Annotated in this window: 25 protein-coding genes; 14 read left to right on the top strand and 11 right to left on the bottom strand. The window is 71.1% G+C overall.

Translation table 11 applies throughout. The annotated features are described in order from the left end of the window. Positions 1 to 33: 33 nt before the first annotated feature. The 9 genes from ACS5PV_RS23785 to ACS5PV_RS23745 all read left to right on the top strand — a co-directional run bounded on the left by ACS5PV_RS23785 (position 34) and on the right by ACS5PV_RS23745 (position 8,091). Positions 34 to 267: a DUF4160 domain-containing protein gene (locus ACS5PV_RS23785; RefSeq protein WP_455397907.1), complete on the top strand. Its 234-nt coding sequence runs from the start codon at positions 34 to 36 to the stop codon at positions 265 to 267. Continuing rightward, positions 254 to 766, top strand: a complete 513-nt coding sequence (locus ACS5PV_RS23780) for a DUF2442 domain-containing protein (protein ID WP_455397819.1) — start codon at positions 254 to 256, stop codon at positions 764 to 766. The genes ACS5PV_RS23785 and ACS5PV_RS23780 overlap by 14 nt, the downstream gene beginning before the upstream one ends. Before the next feature lie 84 nt (positions 767 to 850). After that, positions 851 to 1,207 (top strand): tRNA-binding protein, encoded by a 357-nt coding sequence (locus tag ACS5PV_RS23775; RefSeq protein WP_455397818.1) that lies wholly within the window; start codon positions 851 to 853, stop codon positions 1,205 to 1,207. 124 nt (positions 1,208 to 1,331) lie between these two features. After that, the gene (ureG, locus tag ACS5PV_RS23770; protein ID WP_455397817.1) at positions 1,332 to 1,958 is read left to right on the top strand and encodes an urease accessory protein UreG; all 627 of its coding nucleotides are present in this window, start codon (positions 1,332 to 1,334) and stop codon (positions 1,956 to 1,958) included. A gap of 42 nt (positions 1,959 to 2,000) precedes the next feature. Beyond that, the gene (locus ACS5PV_RS23765; protein WP_455397906.1) at positions 2,001 to 2,741 is read left to right on the top strand and encodes a hypothetical protein; all 741 of its coding nucleotides are present in this window, start codon (positions 2,001 to 2,003) and stop codon (positions 2,739 to 2,741) included. A gap of 383 nt (positions 2,742 to 3,124) precedes the next feature. Then, on the top strand, positions 3,125 to 4,351 hold the full coding sequence (locus tag ACS5PV_RS23760; protein WP_455397816.1) for an MFS transporter: 1,227 nt from the start codon (positions 3,125 to 3,127) through the stop codon (positions 4,349 to 4,351). Then, positions 4,348 to 5,184 carry an alpha/beta fold hydrolase gene (locus tag ACS5PV_RS23755; protein ID WP_455397815.1) on the top strand — a complete coding sequence of 279 codons (837 nt, stop codon included), beginning with the start codon at positions 4,348 to 4,350 and terminating at the stop codon, positions 5,182 to 5,184. Before ACS5PV_RS23760 ends, ACS5PV_RS23755 begins: the two co-directional genes overlap by 4 nt. Before the next feature lie 167 nt (positions 5,185 to 5,351). Continuing rightward, on the top strand, positions 5,352 to 6,785 hold the full coding sequence (locus ACS5PV_RS23750) for a hypothetical protein (RefSeq protein WP_455397814.1): 1,434 nt from the start codon (positions 5,352 to 5,354) through the stop codon (positions 6,783 to 6,785). 118 nt (positions 6,786 to 6,903) lie between these two features. Next, on the top strand, positions 6,904 to 8,091 hold the full coding sequence (locus tag ACS5PV_RS23745; RefSeq protein WP_455397813.1) for a TAXI family TRAP transporter solute-binding subunit: 1,188 nt from the start codon (positions 6,904 to 6,906) through the stop codon (positions 8,089 to 8,091). 177 nt (positions 8,092 to 8,268) lie between these two features. Here ACS5PV_RS23745 and ACS5PV_RS23740 read toward each other — a convergent pair whose 3' ends face one another. From ACS5PV_RS23740 to ACS5PV_RS23710, 7 genes are all read right to left on the bottom strand, one after another. Next, positions 8,269 to 9,258 carry a branched-chain amino acid ABC transporter permease gene (locus tag ACS5PV_RS23740; protein WP_355285731.1) on the bottom strand — a complete coding sequence of 330 codons (990 nt, stop codon included), beginning with the start codon at positions 9,256 to 9,258 and terminating at the stop codon, positions 8,269 to 8,271. Between the two features lie 25 nt (positions 9,259 to 9,283). Continuing rightward, positions 9,284 to 10,171, bottom strand: a complete 888-nt coding sequence (locus tag ACS5PV_RS23735) for a branched-chain amino acid ABC transporter permease (RefSeq protein WP_455397812.1) — start codon at positions 10,169 to 10,171, stop codon at positions 9,284 to 9,286. A gap of 81 nt (positions 10,172 to 10,252) precedes the next feature. Next, positions 10,253 to 11,458: an ABC transporter substrate-binding protein gene (locus tag ACS5PV_RS23730; protein WP_455397811.1), complete on the bottom strand. Its 1,206-nt coding sequence runs from the start codon at positions 11,456 to 11,458 to the stop codon at positions 10,253 to 10,255. Between the two features lie 210 nt (positions 11,459 to 11,668). Then, complete coding sequence (locus ACS5PV_RS23725) at positions 11,669 to 12,901, bottom strand: ABC transporter substrate-binding protein (protein ID WP_455397810.1); 1,233 nt, start codon at positions 12,899 to 12,901, stop codon at positions 11,669 to 11,671. Next, on the bottom strand, positions 12,901 to 13,650 hold the full coding sequence (locus ACS5PV_RS23720) for an ABC transporter ATP-binding protein (protein ID WP_455397809.1): 750 nt from the start codon (positions 13,648 to 13,650) through the stop codon (positions 12,901 to 12,903). The genes ACS5PV_RS23725 and ACS5PV_RS23720 overlap by 1 nt, the downstream gene beginning before the upstream one ends. Then, positions 13,643 to 14,449: an ABC transporter ATP-binding protein gene (locus ACS5PV_RS23715; protein ID WP_455397808.1), complete on the bottom strand. Its 807-nt coding sequence runs from the start codon at positions 14,447 to 14,449 to the stop codon at positions 13,643 to 13,645. Before ACS5PV_RS23715 ends, ACS5PV_RS23720 begins: the two co-directional genes overlap by 8 nt. Before the next feature lie 130 nt (positions 14,450 to 14,579). Further along, on the bottom strand, positions 14,580 to 15,662 hold the full coding sequence (locus ACS5PV_RS23710; RefSeq protein WP_455397807.1) for an acyltransferase family protein: 1,083 nt from the start codon (positions 15,660 to 15,662) through the stop codon (positions 14,580 to 14,582). Between the two features lie 255 nt (positions 15,663 to 15,917). Here ACS5PV_RS23710 and ACS5PV_RS23705 point away from each other — a divergent pair, with 255 nt between their 5' ends. After that, positions 15,918 to 16,631, top strand: coding sequence for a DUF4142 domain-containing protein (locus ACS5PV_RS23705; RefSeq protein WP_455397806.1), 714 nt, complete (start codon positions 15,918 to 15,920; stop codon positions 16,629 to 16,631). A gap of 501 nt (positions 16,632 to 17,132) precedes the next feature. Here ACS5PV_RS23705 and modC read toward each other — a convergent pair. Together modC and modB are read right to left on the bottom strand one after the other, a co-directional pair. Then, positions 17,133 to 18,227 carry a molybdenum ABC transporter ATP-binding protein gene (modC, locus tag ACS5PV_RS23700; RefSeq protein ID WP_455397805.1) on the bottom strand — a complete coding sequence of 365 codons (1,095 nt, stop codon included), beginning with the start codon at positions 18,225 to 18,227 and terminating at the stop codon, positions 17,133 to 17,135. Positions 18,228 to 18,240: 13 nt separating this feature from the next. Further along, on the bottom strand, positions 18,241 to 18,930 hold the full coding sequence (gene modB, locus ACS5PV_RS23695) for a molybdate ABC transporter permease subunit (RefSeq protein WP_455397905.1): 690 nt from the start codon (positions 18,928 to 18,930) through the stop codon (positions 18,241 to 18,243). A gap of 156 nt (positions 18,931 to 19,086) precedes the next feature. Between modB and ACS5PV_RS23690 the strand changes: the two genes are divergently transcribed. The 4 genes from ACS5PV_RS23690 to ACS5PV_RS23675 all read left to right on the top strand — a co-directional run bounded on the left by ACS5PV_RS23690 (position 19,087) and on the right by ACS5PV_RS23675 (position 22,381). Beyond that, positions 19,087 to 19,764 (top strand): glutathione S-transferase family protein, encoded by a 678-nt coding sequence (locus tag ACS5PV_RS23690; RefSeq protein ID WP_455397804.1) that lies wholly within the window; start codon positions 19,087 to 19,089, stop codon positions 19,762 to 19,764. Between the two features lie 230 nt (positions 19,765 to 19,994). Beyond that, positions 19,995 to 20,759 carry an HpcH/HpaI aldolase family protein gene (locus ACS5PV_RS23685; RefSeq protein WP_455397803.1) on the top strand — a complete coding sequence of 255 codons (765 nt, stop codon included), beginning with the start codon at positions 19,995 to 19,997 and terminating at the stop codon, positions 20,757 to 20,759. Between the two features lie 22 nt (positions 20,760 to 20,781). Then, complete coding sequence (locus tag ACS5PV_RS23680) at positions 20,782 to 21,396, top strand: alpha/beta hydrolase (RefSeq protein ID WP_455397802.1); 615 nt, start codon at positions 20,782 to 20,784, stop codon at positions 21,394 to 21,396. A 523-nt stretch (positions 21,397 to 21,919) separates the two neighbouring features. Beyond that, positions 21,920 to 22,381, top strand: coding sequence for a hypothetical protein (locus ACS5PV_RS23675; RefSeq protein WP_455397801.1), 462 nt, complete (start codon positions 21,920 to 21,922; stop codon positions 22,379 to 22,381). Positions 22,382 to 22,498: 117 nt separating this feature from the next. Here the strand turns inward: ACS5PV_RS23675 and ACS5PV_RS23670 are convergent, their stop codons facing one another. Continuing rightward, positions 22,499 to 22,819 carry a hypothetical protein gene (locus ACS5PV_RS23670; RefSeq protein WP_455397800.1) on the bottom strand — a complete coding sequence of 107 codons (321 nt, stop codon included), beginning with the start codon at positions 22,817 to 22,819 and terminating at the stop codon, positions 22,499 to 22,501. Positions 22,820 to 24,080: 1,261 nt separating this feature from the next. Beyond that, entirely contained in the window at positions 24,081 to 24,545 is a 465-nt protein-coding gene (locus ACS5PV_RS23665) for an outer membrane protein assembly factor BamE (protein ID WP_455397799.1), read from the bottom strand. Between the last annotated feature and the right edge of the window lie 201 nt (positions 24,546 to 24,746).

Genomic DNA, 24,746 nt, shown 5'->3' with positions numbered 1-24,746 from the left:
CACTAAACCTCTCTTGCGCAAGGAAGGCGACGCCTGCCGACCTTCCACCGGTTCGACGGCTTCCGGATCGAGGTGAGATCCCGGGACCACGACCCGCCGCACTTTCACTTGATCGGCCCGGATTTCCACGCTCTCGTCGATATCCGGACCCTTCGGGTGATCGAGGGGCCCTATTCTCGTCCGGCTCTCGCTGAAGCCGTCGCTTGGGTCGCGGGGCGGACTGAGGCGCTGCTCGCCGAATGGAGGCGTCTCAATGAGCGAGACTGAGATCGTTACGGTCGGCCGGCGCCTGCCGAAGCTGGCCACCGTCGCGCCCACGGGCAAGCCGTTCACCGTGAGCGTCACCTGGGTCGAGGGCGAGCGCGTCGGCCGGACCGACAGCGTGGACCTCGCTCCGGTGATCGTCACCTTCAAAGTCTTCCGGCCCCTGCGCGACGGTACGGTGCCCTTCGAGACCGTCGAGGTCGGCGAGTGGGGGGCGACGCTTGCCTGGGCAGGGTATCCTGACCTTGAGATCGGCGCAGAGTCCGTCGAGGAACTGGCGGCCGAGACCATGACGAACCACGACTTCGCCGCCTTCCTGAAGCGGAACCGGCTGACCCTCGACGCCGCGGCCGCCCATCTCGGCATCGCGCGCCGTCTCGTCGCCTACTACGCCAAGGAGCGCGAGATTCCCCGCTACATCGCCCTGGCCTGCCGCTACCTCGACGGGCAGATCGACAGGGGCCCGGGCGATGGCGGCAGGGCCGTGAGCGAGGCGGCCTGACACCTCGACGTTCGGATCGTCGCCGAGCCCTCCCTCATCACCGCTCGCACGAGCGTCGTTCCCGCTCTCCAGCCCGGACACCCCATGGACGAGACCCCACCGCCGGCCCCGATCGCCATCGACGACTTCCTGAAGCTCGACGTGCGGGTCGGCACCATCGTCGAGGCGGCGCCGATCCCGCAGGCGCGCCGGCCGGCCTACCGCCTCGTCATCGATCTCGGCGAGGCGCTCGGCTTGAGAAAATCCTCCGCCCAGGTGACGGTGCATTACGCGCCCGAGGCCCTGATCGGCCGGCAGGTGCTCTGCGTCGTCAACCTGCCGCCGCGCCAGGTCGGACCGGTGCGCTCCGAGGTCCTGACCCTCGGGGTGCCGGACGGGGAGGGTGCGGTGGTGCTGATTGCCCCCGAGCGGCCGGTGCCGAACGGCGGGCGGCTGTACTAGAGCGCTTCACGATCGCGTTGCAATCGCGAAGCTCTCTAGGTCTTTGATTGTGCCGCATACCCGCGACGAACCGGTATTCATTGCGTCAGAAAACGCTCCAAGCTTCACGGAGACCGAGCACACCATGACATCCAGCCACGGGCCCCTGCGGGTCGGCATCGGCGGCCCGGTCGGGTCGGGCAAGACCGCCCTGATGGAGGGCCTGTGCAAGGCCCTGCGCGAGCGCTACGACCTCTGCGCCATCACCAACGACATCTACACCAAGGAGGATGCGCGCCTCCTCACGGTGGCCGGCGCCCTGGCCGAGGAGCGCATCATGGGCGTCGAGACCGGCGGCTGCCCGCACACGGCGATCCGCGAGGACGCCTCGATCAACCTCGCGGCGGTGGCCGAGATGCGCCGGCGCTTCCCGGCCCTCGACCTGGTGCTGCTCGAATCCGGCGGCGACAACCTTGCTGCCACCTTCTCGCCGGAGCTCGCCGACCTGACGATCTACGTGATCGATGTCGCCGGCGGCGAGAAGATCCCGCGCAAGGGCGGGCCCGGCATCACCCGCTCCGACCTCCTCGTCATCAACAAGACCGACCTCGCGCCCCTCGTCGGCGCCGATCTGGGGGTGATGGAGGAGGACACCAAGCGCATGCGGGGCCAGCGTCCCTACGTGTTCGCATCCCTGCGCCACGGCGACGGCGTCGAGGCGGTGGCGCGCTTCGTGGTGGAGGCAGGAGGTCTAGAGGCAAGCGGGCTGTAAGTGCTCCTCGATCTCCTGCACTAGCTCGTCCAGCCGGCCTCGCTGCCGGCGCGGCGCCTCGGCTATGCCGGCGACAGCGTGCGGCTCGCCGCGCGCTCGCGGCGCTGTCGGGCCGCCTGGGCGCCGCACCTGGCGCAGGCGAAGGACGGGGTGCGGGCGGCGATGGCGGATCTGCCCAGGCAGGACACCGCCGTGGTGCTGGGTTCGGGCCTCCTCGACGACGTGCCGATCGACGACCTCGCCCGCGCGTTCCGGCGGGTGGTGCTGGTCGATGCGGTGCATCCCTGGCGCGGGCGGCTCCGGGCGCGCGGCCGCCCCAACGTCGTACGCCTCGTCCACGACCTGAGCGGCACGCAGGACCTGCTGCTCGGCCGCGGCCGGGATTTTTGCCCGGTGCTGCCGCCGGTCTGCCGCGAGGCCGACCTCGTGATCTCGGCCAACCTCCTGTCGCAGCTGCCGATCCTGCCGGTGGCGCGGCTCGAGGCGGCGGGCCGGCTCGGGTCCTGGATCGACCCGGACGCCTTCGGGGCCCGCATCGTGGCGGCCCATCTCGACGCGCTCGCGGGGCTGCCCGGGCGCATCTGCCTGGTGACCGACCGCGACGAGGCGGAGGAGGACCGGGACGGACGGGTGCTGGAGCGGATCGATCTTCTCTACGGCGTCGATCTGGGGCCGGCGGTGCGGGAATGGGAGTGGGTGCTGGCGCCGTTCGGCGAGGCGGCGCGGGACCGCCGGCTGGTGCACCGCGTCGCGGCCTGGCCGGACTGGCGGCCGGGGGCATGACACCAGGGCATGACGGCGCGCGGCCAAGGCGGCTTCGCGCCGGGCGGCGAGGCGTCTACGGTCGGACCTTCGAAGTGCTCGAGCGGCGCGGGCCTCTGCGCCGGGAAGGCCTGTCGCTTCAACACGCCGGGTCGCGCGCATCGCCTCTCCCCGCGGGCGGGAGAGGGCCGTGCCCCCGTTCAGGGGGTGCGGCGAGGCGGTAGCCGACGGTGAGGGGGTGGTGCCGGCTGTGGCTCCTCCTGAAACACCCCCTCACCGTCGCTCCGGCTTCGCCTCCGCTAGCCGTGTTCCCTGGACGGGAACACAGCCCTCTCCCCGCCCGCGGGGAGAGGGGGGAAGTGTGCGCCTCGATGGCGATCCTTATGAGGGGGAGGAAACCCAGGATGACCCGCGACGGCAGCGCGGCGACCGCCGACGAAGCACCGGCCGAGGCCCATTGGCGGCGCAACCTCGCGGTCTGCGTGTTCGGCTCCTTCACCACCATCGTGGCGATGACCCTCCTCCTGCCGTTCCTGCCGCTCTACGTCGAGGAGCTGGGCGTCAAGGATCAGGCGGCGATCGTGCAATGGTCCGGCGTCGCGTTCGGGGCGACCTTCTTCAGCGCCGCGCTCGTCGCGCCGCTCTGGGGACGGCTCGCCGATCTTTACGGCCGCAAGCTGATGCTGATCCGGGCGAGCCTCGGCATGGCGGTGGCGATGTCGCTGATCGGGCTCGCCGGCAACGTCTGGCAGCTCGTGGGCCTGCGGCTGCTCGCGGGGCTGCTGGGCGGCTACGCCTCGGGCTCGACGGTGCTGGTGGCCACCCAGACGCCGAAGGACCGCTCGGCCTGGGCGCTCGGCACGCTGGCCTCCGGCATCATGGCGGGCAACCTCGTCGGGCCGCTCGTCGGCGGGGTGCTGCCGCCGGTCATCGGCATCCGCGCCACGTTCTTTGCCGCCGGCGCGGTGATCTTCCTCGCCTTCCTGGCGACGCTCTTCCTGATCCGCGAGGAGCCGCGCCCGCCGAGATCCGCGCGGGGCGGCGGGGGCTTCTCCAGCATCCCCGACAAGGGCCCGGCGCTCGCCATGCTGGCGACCGGCATGCTCCTGATGCTCGCCGTGATGTCGGTCGAGCCGATCATCACCGTCTACGTCGCCGAGCTGACGCCCGATCCGGCCCGCGTCACCCTGATCGCGGGGCTCGCGATGTCGGCGACCGCCCTGGGGAGCATCCTGTCGGCGCCGCGTCTCGGGCGCCTCGCCGACCGGATCGGCCCCTGGACCGTGATTACCGCGAGCCTGACCGCCTCGGCGGTGCTCCTCGTGCCGCAGGCCCTGGTGACGAGCGAGTGGCAGCTCGTGGCCTTGCGCTTCCTGATGGGCCTGGCGCTCGGCGGCCTCCTGCCCTGCATCGCCAGCGTGATCCGCCACTCGGTGCCCGACCGGGTAGCCGGGACGATGCTGGGCTATTCGACCTCGTCGCAATATGTCGGGCAGGTGGTGGGGCCACTGCTCGGCGGATTCATCGGCGGGCATGTCGGCATGCGGGCGGTCTTCCTCGGTACGGCGGTGCTGATGGCGCTGGGTGCGGCCGGCACCGCCCTGGCGCGACCGAAGGGGATGAGGGCGTGAGCGACAGCGACTTCGTGCGGCGGACGATCGACATCGGCGACCCCGCCGAGGGGCACCTCGCCGCCCTCGACTTCGGGCCGGCCGACCGGTCCCTCGACGCGCTGCTGCTCCACGCCAACGGCTTCAACGCCCGCACCTACCGCAGCCTGCTGGCGCCGCTCGCCGACCTGCACGTGCTGGCCTACGACCATCGCGGCCACGGCCGCACCACCCTGCCGGCGGAGCCCGCCGGACGGAGCGACTGGCAGGACGTCACCGACGACCTTCTCGCCCTGATGGACCGGCTCGACGCGCCGCCGCTCGTGCTGATCGGCCACTCGATGGGTGGCACCGCCGCTTTGCTCGCCGCCGCGGCGCGGCCGGGGCGAGTGCGACGCCTCGTGCTCCTCGATCCGGTGATCCAGCCGCCGGAGCGCCGCGGCCAGGGCCATGCCGGCCTCGCCGAAGGAGCCCTGAAGCGGCGCAGCGACTTCCCGTCCCGGGAGGCGGCGCTCGCCGCCTATCGCGGGCGCGGCGCGTTCCGCACCTGGCCCGAGGCGCCGCTCGCCGACTACGTCGCGGACGGGTTCCGGGAGGTGCCGGGCGGCGTCACCCTCGCTTGCACCGGGGCCTGGGAGGCGTCGAGCTATATGGCGCAGGGCCACGACCCCTGGGCGGCGCTCGCCCGCCTGTCCTGCCCGGCTGAAATCCTGCGGGGCGAGACCGGCAGCACCTGCGCGCTCACCGAGGATCGCGGGTCGGTGACGGTCGAGACCGTGCCGGGCACCACCCATTTCCTCCCCTTCGAGACCCCCGAGCGGGTTCGGGCGGCGATCCGGCGGGCACTCGCCTGACCCGAAAGGGGAGGGCTTCCCTTACGCCTCTCGGAGAGGGTGCGCCGCGCCGGGCACCCCCATCGCCCAGATAGCTCCCGGGTGCCCCGACGGCCCAATGTCGGCCGCAAGGAGACGGTGCGGCTTTCCTCGCGGAGACCCGCCCGCTCGTGCCGGAGGGGCGCGTCATGAAATTCTGGCTCGGCCTGGCAGGATGCCTGGCACTGGGAGGGGTCGGCGCGACGCTGACGATGGAGAGCGGCCCGCCGCCTGCGGGGCCGGCGCCGGTAACGCCTCCGCCGGCCACCCCGGCCTGGACCGATGTCAGCGACGCCGACCGGGCCGGCGTGCCGCGCCAGATGCAGGCGCGCGTCATCCTGGCCCGGCAGGCGGGCGATCCGGCGCGGCCGGCGGCGGACGACCAGGCCATTCAGGCCCCGACACCGAAAGCGCCCGAGCCCACGCGGGCCGGCGCGGACACCCGGGCCCTCGACGAGGTCCGGCGACGGGCCGAGGGGCGGGTGCGGCAGGCCGAGGCCGAGGCGGACACCGCCCGGCGGCGCCTGGAGCAGGAGGAGGCGCGCGCCAACGCCCTGTCCGACGCCGCGATGACGGCCCGCCGCGACCTGATCGCCGCCCGGGCCGAGGTCGAGGAGTTGCGGGCGCGGACGGCCCAGGCGCCCGAGCCGGACGGCGCCATGCAGGCCAGGACTGCCGCCGAGGAGGCGCGCCGGGCCGCCGAGGAGGTCGCCGACGAGCGCCGGCAGGCGCTGGCGGAGGAGCGGGCGCGATCCGAGCAGATGGCCGCGGCGCTCGCCGAGGCGCGCCGGCGCGTCGCCGTGCTGGAGACCGCGGCCGAGGCCGCGCAGTTCGCCCACCAGGCGCAGGCCCAGGCCGCGTCGCGGGAGCGGGCGATGATGCGGGCGGGGCTGCGCCGCCTGGCCGTCGCCCTGCGCGCCGCCCAGGTCGCCGAGGCCGAGGCGGTCGCCCGCGAGGCGCAGACCGCCGGCGCCCGCGACCGGGCCGAGCAGGGCCGGCTCGCCGCCGAGCGCCTGGCCGCCGAGACGCGCGGGCGCCTCGCTCGCCTCAGAGCCGGCCGCGACCGCGCCGACGAGGCCGGTCTGGAGGCCAGGGCTGCGAAGGCACCGCAACCCGCGCTCGCGCTCCAGGCCCGCCCCGGCCCGGCGGCGCGGATGGAGCCGCCCGCCGCACCGATGCCGGTGGGCGCCGCGGAGACGCCCGACGAGGAGCGCCTGCTGGCGCGGGTCGCGATCCTGCTCGGGCGCGGCGACATCAGCGGCGCGCGGCTCTTTCTCACGTTCGGCGTGCGCAGCGGCAGCGCCAAGGCCACGGCGCTCCTCGCCGAGACCTACGACCCCGACACGCTCGCGGCCCTGAAGGTCCGCGGCCTGCGCGGCGACCCCGAGCGGGCGAGCGCCCTGTACCGCCAGGCGCGAGGCACCCCCGGACCGGCGAACCCGGACGTCGCCGGGCGGGATCCCGCGGAGACGCCGGCTGCCCCTGCGCATCGCGGGCCGCCGGGCTGGATCAGCCCGGTCCGGCAGGCCGGCCTGCCGGTTCCCTTCGTGCCCTCGCTCGCTGCTCCCTGGGGCGGCGAGTGACCCGCGTCCCGAGCGGAGCGGCATGGCGCCGCTCCGCTCGGTTTCGTGCCTTCGCGTCATTCTCACCGCCGAACCGGCGCCCAGTTCGGCGAACGATGCCTGGACGGGGAGACCCCGCATGACCCGCCGCGCCGCGCTCTGGCTCGCCCTTCTCTTGCCCTGGACCGCCCCGGAGGCCGTCGCGCAGCCCGCCGATTCCCCGCCCGCTGCCGCGCCGGCGCCGGCCCGGCCGGCCGCCGTCGCCCGTCCCAGGCCGCGGGCACCGGCCTCCGCCCCGCGGGAGAGCGCCGAGGACCTGGCGCTCGGCAACCATCTCAACGCCAACACCGTGGCGGTGATCTCGGGCACGCCGGGCGGCACCTATTTCCGCATGGCGAGCGACCTCGCCTTCGTGCTCGACGGCGTGAAGGACCTGCGGGTGCTGCCGGTGATGGGCAAGGGCGCGGGGCAGAACGCCTACGATTTGCGCTACCTGCGCGGGATCGACATCGCCTTCGTGCGCACCGATTCCCTCGACCAGCTGCGCAAGGACAAGCGGGTCGGCGACGCCCGGTCGCACATCGCCGCCATCGCCCGGCTGTTCAACGACGAGCTGCACGTCGTCGCCGCGCGAGAGATCGCCGACATCCGCCAGCTCGCCGGCCGCAAGGTGAGCTTCGACGTGCGCGGCAGCGGCACCGACGTGTCCGGCCGGGCGATGTTCGCCGGCATCGGCCTCGCGGTCGATCCGGTCAACGTCGACCAGCCGACTGCGCTCGGCCTGCTGGAGCGTGGCGAGATCGCCGCAATGGTCTCGGTGGCGGCCAAGCCCGTGGCGGTGCTGGCGGAGTTCCAGGCCGGCGACCGCTTCCACCTGCTCGACGTGCCCTTCGCCGGGGCCGCCGCCGAGAGCTACATGCCGGCGGAGCTGAGCCACGCCGACTACCCGCTCCTGGCGGCGGAGGGGCGTGTCGTGCGCACGCTGGCCGTCGGCTCGATCCTGGCGGCCTACAACTGGCCGCGGGGCAGCGAGCGCTACAACCGCATCGCCCGCTTCGTCGACGCGTTCTTCAGCCAGTACGACAGCTTCCTCAAGGCCCCCCGGCACCCGAAATGGCGCGAGGTGAACCTCACCGCCGAGGTCGCCGACTGGCCCCGCTTCCCGGCGGCCCGGGACTGGCTGGAGCACCGCACCCCGGCCCCTCGGGCCGCGGCAGCGCCCGGCGAGGTGGCGCAGTTCCTGGGCCAGCGCCGGAGCGGTGGCGAGGTCGACCGCGACCAGCTTTACCAGGAGTTCCTGAAGTGGCGGGAGGGACGGGGGCGGTGAGGGGGCGGACACCCTCGGATGTCATCCCGGGTTCCGCTGCGCGGCCCCGGGATGACGTGGAGGGTATCAGCCTCTGTCTTAAGAACAGCGCTCAGCGAGCCGGAGCGGGAGACCAAAACGAAGGCGGCGCCGGCCCCTCGCGGGACCGGCGCCGCCTCCATTCCAGCCCGGACGCAGCTAGAGCGGCCGCTTCAGCGTCCGCGCCACCAGCCCCAGGATCCCCTCGCGGAATACCAGCACGCAGATCACGAAGACGAAGCCCTGGATGATCGTCACCCAGGCGCCGAACTGCGCCAGGTAGTTCTCCATCGCGATGATGACGAAGGAGCCGAGGATCGGGCCGAAGACCGTGCCCATGCCGCCGACCAGCGTCATCAGCACCACCTCGCCCGACATCGACCAGTGCACGTCGGTGAGCGAGGCGAGCTGGAACACGATCGCCTTGGTCGAGCCGGCGAGCCCCGCGAGCGTGGTCGAGAGCACGAACACCGCGAGCTTGTACTGGTTGGCGCGGTAGCCGAGCGAGATCGCGCGGGGCTCGTTGTCGCGGATCGCCTTCAGCACCTGGCCGAACGGCGAGTGGATGATGCGGTAGATCAGCAAGAGCCCGAGGAAGAAGATCACCGCCACGAGCGCGTAGAGCACCCGGTCGTCGGCGAGGCTGATGACCCCGAACAGGTGGCCGCGCGGCACCGCCTGGATGCCGTCCTCGCCGCCGGTGAACTTCGCCTGGAGCGAGAAGAAGAACACCATCTGGGCGAGCGCCAGGGTGATCATCGAGAAGTAGATGCCCTGGCGCCGGATGGCCAGCGCCCCGAAGACGAGGCCGAGAAGCGCCGCCATCAGCGTGCCGCCGAGGATCGCGAGTTCCGGGGTCAGGCCCCAGACCTTGGCGGTGTAGGCGGTGACGTAGCTCGCCATGCCGAAATAGGCGGCGTGGCCGAAGGACAGGAGGCCGCCATAGCCCAGCAGCAGGTTGAAGGCCAGCGCGAACAGCGCGAAGCACAGCACCTTCATCAGGAAGACGGGGTAGAGCACGAAGGGCAGCACCGCGAGCAGGACCGCGATGATGACGAAGACGAGGCGGTGGAACGCCTTGGCGTCCCGGCCCTCGGGCAGGGCGGTGGCGATCGGGGTGGCGTCGGTGGACGCCGCGGCGGAGGACATTGTCGCGTTCCTTCAGGCGAGGCGGTCAGGCGGTGCGGCCGAACAGGCCGGCGGGCTTCACCAGCAGCACCAGCACCATGATGACGAAGATCACGGTCGAGGAGGCTTCCGGGTAGAACACCTTGGTCAGGCCCTCGATCAGCCCGAGGGTGAAGCCGGTGACGATCGAGCCGAGGATCGATCCCATGCCGCCGATCACCACGACCGCGAACACCACGATGATGATGTCGGCGCCCATGTTCGGGTTCACCGAGTAGACCGGCGCGGCGAGCACGCCCGCGAAGGCGGCGAGCGCGACGCCGAAGCCGTAGGTGAGGGTGAGCAGCAGGGGCACGTTGACGCCGAAGGCCTGGACCAGCGTCGGGTTCTCGGTCGCGGCCCGCAAGTAGGCGCCGAGCTTGGTCTTCTCGATCACCAGCCAGGTGGCGATGCAGACGACGAGCGAGGCGACGACGACCCAGCCGCGGTAGTTCGGCAGGAACATGAACGGCAGGCGCTGGCCGCCCGACAGTTCCGAGGGGATCGCGTAGGGCAGGCCCGACACGCCGTACTCGTTGCGGAACAGGCCCTGGATGATCAAGGCGAGGCCGAAGGTGAGCAGCAGGCCGTAGAGGTGATCGAGCTTGTAGAGCCGCGAGATCAGCAACCGTTCGAGGATCACCCCGAACAGGCCGACGATGATCGGCGCCAGGAGCAGCGCCCACCAGTAGCCGAGGCCGACGTAGTTCAGCAGCATCCAGGCGACGAAGGCGCCCATCATGTACTGCGCGCCGTGGGTGAAGTTGATGATGTTCAACAGCCCGAAGATGATCGCCAGCCCGAGCGACAGGATGGCGTAGAACGAGCCGTTGATGAGGCCGAGCAGGAGCTGGCCGAAGAGCGCCTGCATGGGGACGCCGAGGATCGTGGGCATGGGGTCTGGCGACTCGCGTGGGGACCGGGCCGGGTTCGGGAGAGGCCGGCGGCGCGAAGGCGCCGCCGGCCGGACGTTAGGTCAGCTCTTGTTCACCAGCGGGCAGTTGCCCTGGCTGAGCGGGCGGAAGGCGTCGGCGCCGGGGATCGTCGCCAGGGTCTTGTAGAGGTCCCACGGGCCCTTCGATTCGGCCGGCTTCTTGACCTCGAACAGGTACATGTCGTGGATCTTGCGGCCGTCGGCCCGGATCGTGCCCTTGCCGAACAGCGGGTCGTCGGTCGGGATCTCCTTCATCTTCGCCACGACCTTGGCCCCGTCGGAGGCCGACTTCGTCGCCTCGACCGCCTTGAGGTAGTGGATCACGCTGGCATAGACCCCGGCCTGGACCGCGGTCGGCTTCTTGCCGCCGGCCTGCTTGGCGAAGCGGTCCGAGAAGGCGCGGGTGCCGTCGTTGAGGTCCCAGTAGAACGGCTCGGTCAGGACCAGCCCCTGCGCGATCTTCGTCGTCAGGGCGTGGATGTCGGAGGAGAAGATCAGCAGGCCGGCGATGGCCTGGCCGCCCTCGGTGATGCCGAATTCAGCCGCCTGCTTGATGGCGTTGATGGTGTCGCCGCCGGCATTGGCGAGCCCGATCACCTTGGCGCCCGAGCCTTGGGCCTGGAGCAGGAAGGACGAGAAGTCGGCGGTCGGGAACGGGGTCTTGACCGCGCCGATCACCTTGCCGCCGTTCTTGGTGACGACCTCGGTGGTGTCGCGCTGCAGGGCCTGGCCGAAGGCGTAGTCGGCGGTAAGGAAGAACCAGGTGGTGCCGCCGCGCTTGACCATCGCGCCGCCGGTGCCGTTGCCGAGGGCCACGGTGTCGTAGGTCCAGTGCACGGTGTTGGGCGAGCATTGCGGCCCGGTGAGGTCGGCGGTGCCGGCGCCCGAGTTGACGAAGGCCTTGTTCTTCTCGCGGGTGACCTGGTTGATGGCGAGCGCCACCGAGGAGGTCGGCACGTCGAAGATCGCGTCGACGCCGTCGCGGTCGTACCACTGACGGGCGATCGAGGCGCCGACGTCGGGCTTGTTCTGGTGGTCGGCGGCGACGATCTCGACCTTGAGACCCTTCTCGGCGGCCTTGAAGTCCTCGACCGCCATGCGGGCGGCGACGACCGAGCCCTCGCCCGAGATATCGGCGTAGACGCCCGAGCGGTCGTTCAGCACGCCGATCTTCACCGGCGTCTGCGCCAGCGCCTGGACCGTGGCTGCGGCGCAGAGCGCGCTGGCGAGCAACAACCGTTTCAGCATCAAACATCCTCCCTGATGGCGCCGCCCGTTTGCGACGGCATTCGACTTTCGGCCGTCCGGCGGGTTCGCGTCGCTCGTTCGAGCGCCGCGCCCGCTTCTCGCTGCGGGGCTTGTCCGGCCCCGGCTCGGTGAGACCGCGTGGCGCGGTCCCGTCCAACTCGTCCATGCCCCCGCCCCACGGTCGCCGCCGCTCCGGCCGGCGACCGCACGTCAGGGCCTCGCTCCTTCCGCCTGCGCCGCCTTGACGGCGAGGGGGCAGCCGCCCTGGTCGAGGGGCCGGAACGCCTCGCTGCCGGGGATCGTGGCGAGCACCCGGTAGAGGTCCCACTCGCCTTTCGACTCGGCGGGCTTCTTGACCTCGAACAGGTACATGTCGTGGATCTTGCGGCCGTCGGCGCGGATCGCGCCCTTGCCGAACAGCGGGTCGTCGGTCGGCAGCTCCTTCATCTTCGCCACCACCCGGCGGCCGTCGTCGCCCGAGCGCAGGGCCGCCACCGCCTTGAGGTAGTGGAGCACCCCGGCATAGACCCCGGCCTGGGCGGCGGTGGGCTTGCGGCCGCCGAACCGGCGGGCGAACCGCTCGGAGAAGGCGCGGGTGGCGTCGTTGAGGTCCCAGTAGAACGGCTCGGTGAGCACCAGCCCCTGCGCCACCTTCGGGGTGAGGGCGTGGATGTCGGAGGAGAAGATCAGGAGGCCGGCGAGCGCCTGGCCGCCCTCGGTCACCTTCAGCCGCGCCGCCTCGCGCACCGCCCCGATCGTGTCGCCGCCGGCATTGGCCAGCCCGATCACCTTGGCGCCCGAGCCTTGCGCCTGACGCAAGAACGGCGCGAAGTCCGAGGCCGGGAACGGCGTCTTGACGCTGCCGAGCACCTTGCCGCCGTTGCGCAGGATCAGCGCCGTGGTGTCGCGCTGCACCGCCTCGCCGAAGGCGTAGTCGGCGGTGACGAAGAACCAGGTGTCGCCGCCGCGCTTGACCATGGCGCCGCCGGTGCCGTTCGCCAGCGCCACGGTGTCGAAGGTCCAGTGCACGGTGTTGGGCGAGCAATCCGGCCCGGTGAGGTCGGCGGTGCCGGCGCCGGAATCGACGAAGACCTTGTTCCTCTCGCGGGTGACCTGGTGGACGGCGAGCGCCACCGAGGAGGTCGGCACGTCGAAGATCGCGTTCACCCCCTCCCGGTCGTACCAGGCGCGAGCAAGCGCCGCGCCGACGCCGGGCTTGTTCTGGTGGTCGCCCGCCACGATCTCGACCCCGAGGTCGGGGCCGAGGGAGCGGAAATCCTCCGCCGCCATGCGGGCGGCGACGACCGAGCCCTCGCCCGAGATGTCGGCGTAGACGCCCGAGCGGTCGTTCAGCACGCCGATCTTCACCGGCGTTCCCGCAAGCGCTGCCACATCGGGCGCAAGGCCCATCAGCAGGGCCGTGAGGAGGACCCGCGCCCGCATCACACGCCGAGATAGGTGTGCAGCTTGTCGATGTTGGCGTCGAGCTCGGCGTTCGGGATCATGTCGATCACCCGGCCCTGCTCGACCACGAAGTGCCGGTCGGCCACGGTCTGGGCGAAGCGGAAGTTCTGCTCCACCAGGACGATCGTGTAGCCCTCGGTCTTCAGCCGGGCGATGGTGCGGCCGATCTGCTGCACGATGACCGGGGCGAGGCCCTCGGTCGGCTCGTCGAGCAGGATCAGCTTGGCCCCCGTGCGCAGGATGCGGCCGATGGCGAGCATCTGCTGCTCGCCGCCCGAGAGCTTGGTGCCCTGGCTGCCCGCGCGCTCCTTGAGGTTCGGGAACAGGGTGTAGATCTGCTCGACCGTCATCCCGCCGGGCTTCACCCGCGGCGGCAGCATCAGGTTCTCGTAGACCGACAGGCTCGAGAAGATGCCGCGCTCCTCCGGCACGTAGCCGAGGCCGAGCTTGGCGATGTTGCGCGAGGCCATGCCGATGGTCTCGGTGCCGTCGTAGCGGATCGAGCCCTTGCGCTTGCCCAAGATGCCGATGATGGCGCGCAAGGTCGTGGTCTTGCCGGCGCCGTTGCGGCCCAGCAGCGTCACCACCTCGCCGGGCTTCACGTCGAAGGTGATGCCGTGCAGCACGTGGCTCTCGCCGTACCAACCCTCGAGGCCCTCGATCGCCAGCAGCGGGGCGGCGCCCGCACCCGCCTGCGCGACCGGCTTCGTCATCACCGCCTCAGCCATGACCGGCTCCGATATACGCCTCGACCACGCGGGGATCCTTCGACACGGTGGCGTAGTCGCCCTCCGCCAGCACCTGGCCGCGCGCCAGCACGGTGATGCGGTCGGAGAGCGAGGCGACGACCGACAGGTTGTGCTCGACCATCAGGATGGTGCGGTTCTTCGAGACCCGGCGGATCAGCGCCGCGGTCCGGTCGACGTCCTCGTGGCCCATGCCGGCCATCGGCTCGTCGAGGAGCAGCATCTCGGGCTCGAGCGCGAGCGTGGTGGCGATCTCGAGCGCCCGCTTGCGGCCGTAGGAGAGCTCCACCGCCGGGATGTCGGCGAAGTCGGACAGGCCGACCGCCTCGACGAGCTGCAGGGCCTCCTGGTTGAGGGCGCGCAGCACCGTCTCGGAGCGCCAGAAATCGAACGAGTCGCCGCGCTTGCGCCTTTGCAGGGCGATGCGGACGTTCTCCTTGACCGTCAGGTGCGGGAAGACCGCCGAGATCTGGAACGAGCGCACCAAGCCGAGCCGGGCGACGTCCGCCGGCTTCATTCCGGTGATGTCGCGGCCGTTGTAGCGGATCGAGCCCGCCGACGGCACCAGGAACTTCGTCAGCAGGTTGAAGCAGGTCGTCTTGCCGGCGCCGTTCGGGCCGATCAGCGCGTGGATGGTGCCGCGCGTCACCTCGAGCGTCACGCCGTTGACGGCGCGAAAGCCCTTGAACTCCTTGGTCAACCCCTCGGTGGACAGGACGATGTCCTGAGCCGTGTTACCGGCCCGGGGCCGTTCCTCGACGTGGGTGGTCGGTTGGGCCATGTCGGCGCGTCACCCCTGCGTTTCCTCGCTCGCGCTTATGCGCGTATCGCATGGCGAAACAGCATGCCACCGATGGAGTGTCAACGGGTTCACGCTGCCCTCGCAAGGGGGCATCCGGGCTTGTCAGCCCTTAATTCGCGGCCGGCGCCCGCTGCCGGGCCGGTTCGAGCAGCGCCCGCGCGGCCCGGGTGAGGGGCCGCTCGACGGTGCGGTGCAGCACCAGCGCCGCGAGACACGCCAGGACCAGCATCAGGATCGTCAGCAGCCCGGGTGCCGCCGCGAGGCCGATGGCCTCGGCGATCACGCGCGTCCCCCGTACGACGAAGGGATGAGCCAGATAGAGTGCGTAGGACGCGTCCCCCAGCATCACCGCCGGGCGCAGGCGCAGGCGCAGGCGCGGGGGCGCGATACCCGACGGTCCCAGAGCCGCGGCCGCGACCAGCAGCGCGGCCGGCCCGCCCCAGGCGAGGCAGCGGGGGAGAGCCGGCGCCGCGCCGGCGAGCGACAGGAGGGCGAGGCCGGCCACGGCGAGCGCGAGGCGCGCCGGGCCCGGCAGGCGCAAGCCGTGCTGCCGCGCGAGGGCGAGCGCGGCGCCGCAGGCGAATTCGAGCACGATCGGGTCGCTCCAGAACGCCGGCGCCACCGGCATCGACCCCGCCGCCTGCCCGAGGACGACGAAGCCGCCGAGGAGCGCGACCACGGCGAGCACCGCCCGGCGCCCGCCGAGGGGCAGCACGAGGGCGAAGACTACGTAGAACGCCATCTCGTAGTTGAGCGTCCAGCCGAGGGAATAGAGCGGCTGCACCGCTCCGTCGGCCCGCGCCATCGGCCAGAACAGGTAGGAGGCAGCGAGGTAGGCCGGCCCTCCCGCATCGGCGCCGAGGAGGCCCGGCCGCATCCAGGCGAGGGCGAGGTAGAGGGTGGTGGCGAGCCAGTAGAGCGGCACCACCCGGGCGATCCTGTGGGCGAGGAAGGTTCTTCGCGCATCCGCCCGGCCGTGCAGAGGGGCCGCCGCGTGCACGATGATGAAGCCCGAGATGACGAAGAACACGTCGACCCCCGCCGGCCAGGGCAGCCAGGCCGTTGGCGCGTAAGGGAGGCCCGCCCGGGCCGCGAGGCCCGCAACCTCGAACTGCGCGTGGCCGGCCGCGACCATCACGGCGGCGAGCGCCCGCAGGACCTGGATCAGCGGCAGGGAGGTGGGGCGTGTCACGGGGGGGCGCATCGCGTCCGCCCCGGACCGCCCGGGGCATCGAGGCGCCGTCATACCGGAGACGGCCGGCTTCCGGCCAGGGGCGGTCATTCAGATTGGTGACGCAGCGGCGGGAACAATGTCCGCGAAAGCCGGTTGTCCAGCCCGAAAGCGTCCTGCCAAGAATGATCTTGCCAAGCCGAGCCGCCAAGATGGCTCGATGTCCGGCCGTCGATTGACCGTGACGCTCAAGAACAGAGATTCAGGAGATCAGACATGAAGAAGCTCGTTGCCTTGACCGGCCTTGCCGTTGCTCTCGCGACCCCCGCTTTCGCCCAGGTCGGCGGCTTCAACGAGTTCCGCTCGATGGCGCTGATGTCGAACGCGTTCGAGGTCAAGTCGAGCCAGATCGCCCTCGACAAGTCGCGCAACCCGCGCATCCGCGAGTATGCCCGCGAGATGATCCGCGACCACCGCGCCGCCAACGTCGCCCTGCTCGGCGGCCGTGAGAACGTGGCCCGCGGCACCGGCGCCGGCATCGGCGGTCTGATCGAGGCGCCCTTCGCCATCGCCGGCGGCGCGGTCGGCGCGGCCACCGGTGCGGCGGCCGGCGTGGTCGGCGGCACCCTCCAGGGTGGCCCGGTCGGCGGCCTCCAGGGCCTCGGCACCGGCGCGGCCCAGGGCGCCCAGGTCGGCGCGAACGCGGTCGATTTCGACGGCGACGTGACCACCACGGCGGCCACCCGCGCCATCCCGCTCAGCCCGCAGCAGCAGGCGATGCTCGCCGAGCTCGCCGACACCCCGGCCGGCCCGGCCTTCGACCGCACCTACGCTCGCATGCAGGTGCAGGCCCACGGCATGACCGTCGCCAGCTACCAGGCCTACGCCCAGTCGGGCCCGAACCCGGCCCTGCGCTCCTACGTCCAGCAGGCCCTGCCGGTGATGCAGCAGCACCTGGCGATGGCCCAGCGGCTGCCGGGCGCCCGCTGAAGCGTCGCGCCACGCTCGAGTGCGTGACACGCTGAGGTAACGGAGCGGCGGGCCGGAAGGCCCGCCGTTTCCGCGTGAACAGCAGCGTCATCCCGAAGGGATCGATCGGACTCTATTGATCGGCCGGCCCGCCGGCCTTAGATCTCAGGTGAGAGCCCCCGGGTGGCCGCCTGCGAGCCCTCTTGTCAGATGACTTGACTCGCGACGTGAGCCCGATCGTGATGGTCACGGACCATCCGGTCGGGCTTTTCGCGATGGTGATGGTGAGCATCGGGAAGCCGATCACATCCTTCACCTCCTTTCCAGCCGTGCCTGCTCAGCCCTCTCGGGTTTCGACGGTGGCCGGCGATGTCCACCGCAAGCCCCACGCGCCAGGGAGCCTTCGCAGCCGAAAAGGTGCCGACTGACGTAAGGGAGATGGCGGGTGCCAGGCCGGTTGTCTCCATCTGATCTCGCGATCGTGGAGGGTCGACTTGGAGGCTCGACGTGCGCGGGACCACCTCAGATCTCCACAGCCCCGATCGTCTCCTCGTCGAAGGCGACGCTCTTGACGATCGCCAGCACCGAGAGCCCCGGCGCGAGGGCGAGTTCGTGGACCGCGAGCCGCGTCACCTCGGCCACCAGGTTCGCCGTCCCGCAGGCGATCTCGACCCGGGCATGGGGCCCGTCGCCCGGCGTCACGGCGGTGATCGTGCCCGACAGCACGTTGCGGGCGCTCAAGGCGCGCGGCGCCTCACGCGCCACCAGCACGTCGCGGGCCCGCACCCGCACCCGCACGCCGGCCCCCACCGGAAGCTCCAGGCGCGGCACGGTCAGGCGGCCGGGCGGACCGTCGAGGCGGGTGAGGCCGAAGGCGTCGTCGTGGGCGGCGACGCGCAGGTGCAGGAGCGCGCCGGTCTCAGCCGTCTCGCTGCCGGGGAAGAGGGTGCCCCGACGCAGGATCTCGGCGGCGGGGCCGCAGGCCGCGACCTTGCCCTGATCCAGCACCACCACCGTGTCGGCGAGGCGCGCCACCTCGGCGACCGCGTGGCTGACATAGACGATCGGCACCCGCGCCTCGTCGCGCAGCCGCGCCACGTAGGGCAGGATCTCGGCCTTGCGCGCCTCGTCGAGGGCCGAGAGCGGCTCGTCCATCAGCAGAAGCCGCGGGCGCGTGAGGAGGGCCCGGCCGATCGCGACGCGCTGGCGCTCCCCGCCCGACAGCCCGGCCGGACGCCGGTCGAGCAAGGGGGAAATGCCCAGGAGATCGGCCACCGCCTCCAGGGACGGACCGCCCGAGCGGTGGCGGGAGAACCAGCGCCCGAACAGCAGGTTCTGGCGCACGCTCAGATGCGGCAGCAGCCGCGCCTCCTGGAACACGTAGCCGACGCGGCGCCGGTGCACCGGCACCCGCACGCCGCTCGCCGTGTCGAGGAGGGTGACGCCGTCGACCACCACCCGCCCGTGATCGGGCCGCACGAGCCCGGCGATCACGTCGACGAGGGTCGACTTGCCGGAGCCGGAACGGCCGAACAGGGCGGTGACCGGGCCCTGCGACGCGAAGGAGGCGTCGAGCGCGAAGGCGCCGCGGGCGTGCCGGACCGCGACCTCGATCATGCCGGGATCCCGATCATGCCCCGAGCCGCCGCCGGGCCCGCCGGGCCAGCCACTCCGAGGCGAGGAGCGCCACCATCGACAGGGCGACCGAGACCAGGGTGAGGCGCAGCGCCCCGGCTTCGCCCCCCGGCACCTGCGTCAGGGTGTAGATCGCGGAGGGAAGGGTCTGGGTCTCGCCCGGGATGTTCGACACGAAGGTGATGGTGGCGCCGAATTCCCCCATCGCCTTGGCGAAGGCCAGTACCGCGCCGGCCAGGATCCCCGGCAGGGCGAGCGGCAGGGTGACGACGAGGAACACCGAAGCGGGCGAGGCCCCGAGCGTGCCGGCGGCCTGTTCGAGCTTGCCGTCGACCGCCTCGAGGGAGAGACGCATCGCCCGCACCATCAGCGGAAAGCCCATCACCGCGCAGGCGAGCGCCGCCCCGGTCCAGCGGAACGAGAACACGATACCCACCTCCGACAGCGCCGCCCCGAACCATCCGCGGCGCCCGAAGGCGAGGAGCAGCAGGTAGCCGGTCACCACCGGCGGCAGGATCAGCGGCAGGTGGACCAGCCCGTCGAGGAGCGCCCGGCCGCGGAACTCGCGGCGGGCCAGCAGATACGCCACGGCGAGGCCCGGCAGCAGGCTTGCCAGCGTCGCCACGCTCGCCACCAGCAGGCTGAGCCGGAGCGCGCTCCACTCGTCGGGGGTGAGGAACAGGATGCAGGCTTCCCGGGGATCCGATCCCGCACCATGGCGGATCGGCGCCCGGAGTCCAGGCCCCGCACGGCAACGCTGGGTTTCGGACCTTACGATTGATCCGTCGCCCTATCTGGGGCCCTGTGGCGCACGGCTCGACGCCGCTGCCCGGAGGCCCGGATGATCACCTTCTACTTCAACGGTTCGCCCAACCCCACCAAGGTCGCGCTCTTCCTGGAGGAGGCGGGCCTTCCTTACGAGCCGGTGGCGGTCGATACCCGCAAGGGCGAGCAGTTCGCGCCGGACTTCTTGAAGCTCAACCCGAACGGCAAGGTGCCGGCGATCGTCGACGACGGCACGGTGGTGTTCGATTCGAACGCGATCCTGCTCTACCTCGCCGAGAAGACCGGGCGCTTCCTGGCCCCGGCCGACGAGCGCGGCGCGCTCCTGTCCTGGCTGATGTTCGTGGCGACCGGCATCGGGCCGTTCTCGGGCCAGGCGGTGCATTTCCGCCATTTCGCCCCCGAGAAGGTTCCGTACGCCCACGACCGCTACCAGTACGAGGTGCGACGCCATTACGGCGTCCTCGACGGTCACCTCGCCGGGCGCGAGTGGATGGTGGGCGCGGAGTACGGCATCGTCGACATGGCGGTCTGGGGCTGGTCCCGGATGTTGCCCTTCGTGCTGGGGGAGGGCGCCTTCGAGACGTTCCCGAACGTGAAGCGCCATCACGATGCGATCGCGGCGCGCCCCGCCGCCGCCAGGGCCGCCGCGCTCAAGGATCGCTTCACCTTCAAGGCCGAGCTGGATGCCGAGGCGCGCGGGCACATGTTCAAGCACCTGACGCCGGCGGCGTGAGAGCTGGCGACGACAAGAGACAATTCCACACCCGTCCACATATCGCAGGGTCGTCCCGGGGCTCGCCGCAAGCGGGAGCCCGGGATCCAGAAACTCGGATGGTGCAGGATGGGGCGGAATCAGCTCCGCTTTATTCTGGAGACCATGAGATTCCAGATTTTCGGCTCCGCTGCGCGGCCCCGGAATGACCCTTTGAGCGTGAGAACGGTCGAGAGAGGGGAGAATACGCCATGAGATCCTTCGACAACCCGTTCAAGCGCGGCCTCGCCGAGGGGCGCCGCCAGGCGGGGCTGTGGATGACCACCGGCTCGCCCGGCATCACCGAGCTTGCCGCCGGCGCGGGCTTCGCCTGGATGCTGATCGACATGGAGCACTCGCCCAACGACCTGATCCAGGTCGTCGATCACCTGCGGGCGGCCGAAGGCGGCACCGCCGAGCCGGTGGTGCGGGTACCGTGGAACGAACCGGTCACGGTCAAGCGCCTGCTCGACCAGGGCGCCCGCTCGCTGATGTTCCCGTTCGTGCAGAGCGCCGAGGAGGCGCGCCGGGCGGTCGCGGCGACGCGCTATCCCCCGCACGGCATCCGGGGATTCGCCGGCACCTCCCGGGCCACCGGCTACGGCTTGCGGCCCGACTACCACGCCCGCTCTGGCGACGAGGTCTGCGTCGTGGTGCAGGTGGAGACCAAGGAGGCACTGGAGGCCGCCGGCGAGATCGCGGCTGTCGAGGGCGTCGACGGCGTGTTCATCGGCCCGAACGATCTGGCCGCCAGCATGGGCCATCTCGGAGAGCCCGGCGCGGCCCCGGTGCGTGCGGCGATCGCTGCCGCCCTGCCGCGGATCCGCGGGGCCGGCAAGGCGGCGGGGCTGCTCAACTTCAGCGAGGCCGGCGCCAGGGCCGATTTCGAGGCCGGATTCGGCTTCGTGGCGGTGGCCGGCGACGCGCACCTCCTCGCCCGCGAGACGCAGCGGGTCGCCAAGCTCTTCAATACCTGACCCGTTGTTCCGGGGGATGCCGATGGCCGACCTGTCGTTCCAGCACCGCTTCGAGCCTGCCGCCGATCCCGGCGCGGTGCCGCTCCTGCTCCTGCACGGCACCGGGGGCGACGAGGACGACCTCCTGCCCCTCGGCCGGGCGCTGGCGCCCGGGGCGGCCCTGCTCTCGCCCCGCGGCCAGGTGCTGGAAGGCGGTGCGCCGCGCTTCTTCCGCCGCCTCGCCGAGGGCGTGTTCGACGAGGCCGACCTGGTGCGCCGGGCCGGCGATCTCGCGGGTTTCGTGGCGGCCGCGCGGGACGCCTACGGCCTCGCCGCGCCGCTCGCCGTCGGCTTTTCGAACGGCGCCAACATCGCCGCCGCCGTGATGCTGCTGCATCCGGGCGTGCTCGCCGGCGCGGTGCTGCTGCGGGCGATGGTGCCGCTCGCCACCCCGCCGTCTGCGCGCCTCGCGGGGGAGCCGGTGCTGATCCTGTCGGGCCGGATGGACCCGATCGTGCCCGCCGACAACGCCGCGCGCCTCGCCGCGATGCTGAAGGACGCGGGCGCCGCCGTCACCCACGAGGTGCTGCCTGCCGGCCACGGGCTGTCGCAGGCGGACCTCGTGCGGGCGAAGACGTGGCTCACCGGGCGCCCTTGATCGCCGGCCACTCCACATCCGTCAGGTGACGGTCGCTCCGGCGGCGCGGCGCACCGAGGACCGCCGTGCCGCCTGAGTCGCGGCATGGGGCCGTCTTCCAGGCTCGTCATGATAGACATGTGGCCGCAAGACGAGTCCCAGTCTTCGCGGCTTTCGTTCACGGAGGCTTCGCCGGATCATGAAGTGGCGGCGAGACTCGGTCCAGACCGCGCCGCCGCTCGCGTTCGCGGGCCGCATCGTGTTGCTGTTTCCGCGGCTTGGGCGATGAGCTTGGCATCGATGCCGATCCGGGCTCCGCCTCGGCCGATGTCGAGCGGCCCGCCTCGGACGCTCGGGTAAGGATCGGCGGCAGCATCCGCCGGGATGACGCAGCGATCCCGAACTGTGCAGGCGCGCGAGTGCCACGCCAAGCGGCCACCATTGACGAAAAATTTACCACGTCGTCCCGGGTCCGTCGGTTCATCATTTGAGAACCAGGCACGTCTATTCTGGTGATGTTCCCACGGCACCTTGCGGGCAAGCCATGTCGCCTCGGCTCCTTCGCGCCAGATTCGCCGCCCCGGTCCTCGTCGCGGCGAGCCTTGGTCCCGCTTGTGCCGAAGAATTGCTGCTCAACGTGAAGGCGCCGGTTGCGGAACCCACGGCCGAGGCCGTCCCGGCGAGTATCAACCTGGGCGGCGGCTTCATCGAATTCCTGCTGACCGGCCGGATCGCCCCTGCGCCGCGCATCGATCCCGCTCCGATTCAACCCGCGACGGTGCCGGCAGCCGCCGTTCGACCCGCGGGGCCGGCCGTGGCGGAGGCCCCGGACGGCGACGTCACCATCGTCGATTACAGCGGCCCGTTCGAGCCCGGTTCGGTCATCCTGAACGTAACCAAGAAGCAGGTCTACCGCATCCTCGCGGGGGGGAAGTTGGCCATCTACACCAACGACCAGAGCCAGATCAGGCTGGCGCGGGCCATCCTCAAGCAGACCGGCCGATAAGCGTCCAATGAAGACGCGGAACGACGCCCGACCACTTCTGCGATCGGACGCCGCCCCGGATTCTCTCGTCGATCGGCCTGTCGCCGCGTCGCCCTGCGATGCTTCGGCGGCCGTGCTTCAGCGCGGGCAGGCCACGGGGACGAGGGTGTAGTGCTCCCGCTCCACGACGCGCTGGGTCTTGACGTACATCGCCGGTTCGACACCGGTCCGCACCACCCCGCCGCTGACGCGTCCACCGGCACCCGGATCGAAGAAGCCTTGCGGCCCGCGCACGAGACGGCCCCGGGTATTCTCCACCACCAGATTCGGGATATACTGCTTGCTGTAGCAGACATCCTCCCCGTCACGGTCGACCGTATAAGTTCTTGCCGAAGCTTCACCAGCGATTACGCTCATCGCGATAGCACTGAAAGCCACGGCTGCAACTTTAATTTTCATTATCGTGCCTCCACTTGGTGCCGAGCACCGACCAATCTTTAACATGTTTTAACATGAGTACAACGGTGGTTAACTACTGAGTCGGCGGAGTCTTAACAGGGTAGGCGGAATAAAATCATGATCCGACGCTCATATCTATCAATAATATCAATATTGCATCGCGCCCCGCATTTCAGAAAAATTCACGGATCAATAACGATTTCGGGGCGTGACTGGATCATATCTCAAGCTCGTCACGAAACATTTCACACCATACGTAGGCATCGAAGATGATTTGTAATCAACGGCACCGATCTCGGCGGGCCGAATTTTACTCGCTCGTGGCACCAAAAGATCGAGCGGGCCTACATGCAAGTACATCGGCCGCGTCAGCCTGCGAGGCGGGGTGAAAGCGGACCGTCCGCAAGCCGATGCACCCGCCGTTGCGCGCGCTCCGGTCGTCTCGCCACGAAGGAACGACGGAGGGGTAGGGGCGCCGCTACGATCGATGGCCGGCGACGGGACCGGCCGGCCCGGAGCCTGTTCGATGCGTTCCCTCCGGTGACGACGGCCGGCATGTCGTACCGAAGTGGCGCAGCAACGCGCGGTGTCCGGAAACTCAGGTGGTGCCGAGTGCGGCGAATCGCACACCGATCCATCCTGAAGCATGCGAGGTTCTGGGCGTGCCTGCGGCACTCCGGGCTCCGCTGCGCGGCTCCGCGACGACGCGCAGCATGACGAGTCTGTGGAGGCCGGCAAACCAGCTCTCAGGCTGCGGCGGAACACGCGACCCCCGGCCCTTAGCGCGGAACCATCCCGCAGCCGGATCCCCGGAGCCCCGAATGCGTCGCGGCTCCCGGCTCATGCGGGGATAAGGATCACGGGGCCGTTTCGGTGGCGCACGTGCGACCGACGGCTCCTTCAGGCGATCGGCAGCTTCGGCGGGAAGTCCTGATCGGCGCGGGGGGTCGACACGCCTCGCAGGCGTTCCGAGGGCGAATCCGAGACCGGTCGCGAGACCGAGGCGCGCGCTCCATCGCACACGCCGTCAGCGGTTGCCCTTCCGGGTTTCCGCGTTCGCGGCGCCGCCCGCGGACACGAACCAGGTCGGGCTCCCGGGGGAGCGGGTGGGGACCGGCGCGCCCGGTCCGGCCCGTCGCCGGGCATGCCGCGATACGAACGGGCACCGGCGTCGCGCGCGACGCCGGTGCCCGGGATTCATCTGACCAAGCTTTCCACCACGCGTTTCCGCAAGGTGCGCCTCGCTCGCCAGGCGCGCCCGTCAGCGCGCGTTGCGGAACGGCTCGAACTTGGTCAGGCCGCGCATCAGCTGGCCGAGGAAGGCCTGCTCGCCGCCGCTGGTCGGGGTGGTACGGGAGATGAAGTCGAACACCTTGCCGTCCTGCTCGCCGTAGAGCGCCACGCGCTCGACCTTGAAGCCGGCGTTGAAGTACACCGCCAGGACGCGCTGGTCCTTCGGGCGCTCGCCCATGAACATCACGGTGCGCTGGGTGTTCTGGCTGATGTAGTACCAGGACTTGTTGCCGACCGTCGAGACGGTGGTCGGCGTGCCGAGGAGCTGGAGCACCTGCTCGGCGCTGGCGCCGGGGCGGACCTGGGCGACGGCGGCATCGTCGATGATGTAGCCGTGCCGGAACTCTTCGCCGATCACGCAGCCCGCGGCCGACAGACCGATCAGGCCGGCCGCGGCGAGGCGGAGGAGCGACGGTGTGAAGCGGCGCGGCATCGAGACCTCGGAAACAGGTGCGGGACAGTGTGTCGGCCGACCGAACGGCAGCCTTGCGCGAGAAGCGACCGCTGCCGTACCCCGGGGTTGTGGCGTTGGCAAGGCACGGCCAAGGTTGGTCGACTTGATCCGCGCCGACGGATGGCAAGCCCCGGCGCGGGGCGTCTAGAGCACGTCACGATCGCGCTGCAATCGCGAAGC

It is taken from the genome of Methylobacterium sp. Gmos1 (assembly GCF_053764715.1).
Note: the sequence above shows the minus strand (reverse complement) of the source record. Positions and strands in the feature narration are given on the sequence as shown.